The organism is Flavobacterium sp. GP15, from assembly GCF_014281985.1.
Lineage (GTDB): Bacteria > Bacteroidota > Bacteroidia > Flavobacteriales > Flavobacteriaceae > Flavobacterium > Flavobacterium pygoscelis.
Genome location: NZ_JACFTC010000019.1, coordinates 1 through 3,489 on the forward strand (window position 1 = coordinate 1; position 3,489 = coordinate 3,489).

The following is a 3,489-nucleotide window of genomic DNA, read 5'->3' on the forward strand; positions in this document are numbered from 1 at the left end:
GTGGCAAGCTTAAAAAAAATCGCGAATAAATGAAATATCCCGCTATAGAAAGTATACTTCCAAGATTAGAAAATCACAAGGCAGAATCACTTAATAATTTGTCTATTTTAATTGACAATGCAATTGATTTCGGAACAAATCTTCTAAAATGGGAATTAGAAAAAGGACAAAAAGGTGATGAACATATTGTTCCTATTTTGTTTTTTAGAAATATTTTATCTATTGCTGACGCAATTTCAATTTTAATCAAAAATTCTTCAATTGACAATTCAAAATCATTAGTTAGAGTTTTAATAGAAAGTATTTTCAGTTTAGAATATTTACTTCAAGAAAATACAAAAAACCGTTCATTGGCATATTTTGTATGGAATGCACATAAAGATTTGAAATTTATTGAGCAAATCGATTTCGCAACCGAAAGAGGAAAACAGCTTAAATCAAATATTGCGAAAGATAAATTCACTAAAGATTTTGAAATTAAATATCCTCCAGAATTTGACGAAGGAAAAAAAAATGCAGAAGAACTTTTGAAACTTCCAAACTATGTAAGTGTAGAAGTTGAATATCAACGAACAATTCTGAAAACAAAAAAACTAAATTGGTTTACGCTTTTCGATGGACCACAAGATTTTGAACAATTATCTGCCAAAATAAATTTAAATAGTTTCTATCAACTTCATTATAGATATTATTCAAAAAACATTCATTCAACAAGTGTTCATAAAGGTGTGCTTTTAACAAATGAAGATGGAAGTGGCTCAATAATTCAAATTCGTTCGTGGAAAGATTCGATATCGACTTCGGTTGATACTTTAAATTTTTTATTGTTAACTTTAATGACCTTTCAAAGGACACTACTTCCGGAAAAAAACGATGATTTTATGAAGTGGTACTTGGCATTTAGAAACGAATATTTGAATTTAGTGGAAATATCGAAAAACCAGAATAAATAAAAAGCCAGCCACTAACAGCCGTTTGGCGAGATTGGGGTTTTAGTGGAATTAGCGTTTTTTATCATATCTTCGTTTCGGCAGAAAATACTCTGCTATAAAGTCCCCAACCTCGCCAAGCGCCAAGACGTTGTGCGTCAGTTTAGTAGAACGCACAGTAAACCGAAAGAAAAATGAAAAACAAAATTGTATATATTTTTATTTTATGTTTATTAATAAATTGTAAAAAAGAAGAAGATAAGATTGAGAAACAAACTAAAATTGAGCAAATTTATGCTGAAAACGATTATGGAATGTTTGGTGGAAAAATAAATTTAAAAATATATTCTGACAGTTCTTATACTTGCGAAAGATTTGAATCAAGTCCGAACTATGAAAAAAGAGAAAAATTTGATGGCATTTTTAAAATCATAAATGACACAATTAATTTTTTTCCTTCTAATTTTAAACTAAATAATTCGACTAAAGCAATTATTAAGAATAATTTTATTGAATTAGTTGATGGCGAATTTCCTTTGAAAATTGAAATAAAGAAAAATATATTAAAGTCAAAAAACAGTTTAAAATTTGACAAAATTAAAGATTATGCAATTTTCACATTCGATGAAAAATTTCAAAGCAATATTTATTATGGATATAAGCCAAAAACAATAAAAGCTTATGATTTAAAGCAAAATGAATTAGAAGAATTAGATATAATATTGAAAAAGTGTTTTGCGGAAAATAATACAAAACTAAAAGTTATTGATAATTATGTCAAACAATGCATTGTCGTAATAAATGAAAAGCAAGAAATTGAAGTTTGGGTAAGTTGCTATTGTAAAAACAAATATGAAAAAGACAACTACAAATATTCGCTAATCCAAATGAACGACGGTGGAAATTGTAATGTAAATCTAAAAGTTAATTTAACAAAACATAATTATTCAGAACTAAATATAAGTGGAAGCGCATAAAAAACCGAACGCACAACAGCCGTTTGGCGAGATTGGGGGTTTAGTGGAATTAACGTTTTTTATCATATCTTCGTTTCGGCAGAAAATACTCTGCTTTAAAGTCCCCAACCTCGCCAAGCGCCAAGACGTTATAGGATATTTTAAAAAACCTCAGAGAATAATGACAGATTTAAAGAAAGAATATAAAGTAAAACTCCTTAATGCAATTCTAGTACAGAATAGACTTATAGATAATTCTAAATATTTTGACAATATAACTAAAGAAGCCTTTTTAAATTTAGGAAATTATTGGATTGAAAGAATTGGAAAAGAATCCTTTACACTCACACAATTAAAATCGATTACGAGTGACATTCTTACTTTTTGGAAAGAAAGCATTGGTATCGACACCGAGTTATTTTGGATTGAATTAAAGAAGAATAATATTGATTTTGAAAGAAAAGACGAAATAAATTTTGCCTTAGCAAAAGGTAGATTCAGAAGAGTTGATATTGGGATTGGCGCAAGAAAAGATTGGGCAGTAATTAAAGACTTTGATTCAATAAAACAAAGATTTTTAATAGATGAAATAGAAAAAATCTCTTTAATAATTGAAAAAGACGAAAAAATACGAACAGAAATTTTAAAAAAGTGTTTACGTAAAAAAGAAATCCCACAAACACAATATTTGAAATTTGGGGAATGTTGGGCTTATATGAGTAACTGTAAACTTTGGGATAAATATTTCAGTAAAGAAGAAGTTGAAGAATTGGATAATATTCACCGAAATTTTAAAAGTAAATAACCGTAAGAAAAAAAAAACATCCTATAACAGCCGTTTGGCGAGATTGGGGTTTTAGGCTTAATTTAAATATAGTTTTGTACTTGGAAAATTTGTGTTTAATGGAAAAATCTCGCATCTTTACTCCCCAACCACGCCAAGCGCCAAGACGTTGGCAGTAATGCGCGCGCCGAAACCAAAAAAACAACTAAATTTAAAAATGAAAAACATTATTTTAAAAATAATTCTAATTCAAGTTATTGGTTGTGTTTTCTTAATTCAAGGAATACAGAATTTATATTTTTACACTCAAAATGAAAAATATGAATGTTATTTAAAGTTTTTTGACAAGCAAAAATCGGAATGTTTCCAAAAATTAAACTTGACAAAAGAAGTTGGTGAATTTATGTCAAATATTTACTTGTGGTTTTTTTATGGCTTTTTAATCGGAATATTTTTAATTGGATTAATAAATTGGAAGAGAAACAGACATATTTTAAATACAATTATAACTGGAATTCTATTATTTTCTCTTTTTCCATTTCATTTTTTTAGAAACAAATACGTAAGTTTTTCTTTTAGACAACTTGGAAATTTATTTAGTGAAAATTTTGGAACTGAAAACTTAATAAACGGAATAATATTTACGATATTTGGAAGCCTAATTTTGTGGAAAACTTATAAAACCGAATAAGCACTACTGCCAACAGCCGTTTGCCAAGATTGGGGTTTTAGTGGAATTAGCGTTTTTTTACTACATTTACGTTAAGCTGAAAATAATCGGCTTCGAAATTCCCCAACCTCGGCAAGCGACAAGACGTTA

The 3,489-nt window shown here is 28.3% G+C and carries 4 protein-coding genes; all 4 read left to right on the forward strand.

All coding sequences use genetic code 11. The features are described from left to right. The first annotated feature begins 29 nt into the window (after nt 1-29). Complete coding sequence (locus H2650_RS15590; RefSeq protein WP_188051751.1) at nt 30-953, forward strand: DUF5677 domain-containing protein; 924 nt, start codon at nt 30-32, stop codon at nt 951-953. A 170-nt stretch (nt 954-1,123) separates the two neighbouring features. Next, nucleotides 1,124-1,906 carry a hypothetical protein gene (locus tag H2650_RS15595; RefSeq protein ID WP_188051752.1) on the forward strand — a complete coding sequence of 261 codons (783 nt, stop codon included), beginning with the start codon at nt 1,124-1,126 and terminating at the stop codon, nt 1,904-1,906. Next, entirely contained in the window at nt 1,893-2,690 is a 798-nt protein-coding gene (locus tag H2650_RS15600; RefSeq protein WP_188051753.1) for a hypothetical protein, read from the forward strand. Before H2650_RS15595 ends, H2650_RS15600 begins: the two co-directional genes overlap by 14 nt. A gap of 196 nt (nt 2,691-2,886) precedes the next feature. Further along, nucleotides 2,887-3,360, forward strand: coding sequence for a hypothetical protein (locus H2650_RS15605; protein WP_188051754.1), 474 nt, complete (start codon nt 2,887-2,889; stop codon nt 3,358-3,360). Nucleotides 3,361-3,489 lie beyond the last annotated feature (129 nt).

Coding starts and splice junctions, on each gene's coding strand:
- H2650_RS15590 (WP_188051751.1), top strand. CDS start 30: ATGAAATATCCCGCTATAGAAAGTATACTTCCAAGATTAGAAAATCAC.
- H2650_RS15595 (WP_188051752.1), top strand. CDS start 1,124: ATGAAAAACAAAATTGTATATATTTTTATTTTATGTTTATTAATAAAT.
- H2650_RS15605 (WP_188051754.1), top strand. CDS start 2,887: ATGAAAAACATTATTTTAAAAATAATTCTAATTCAAGTTATTGGTTGT.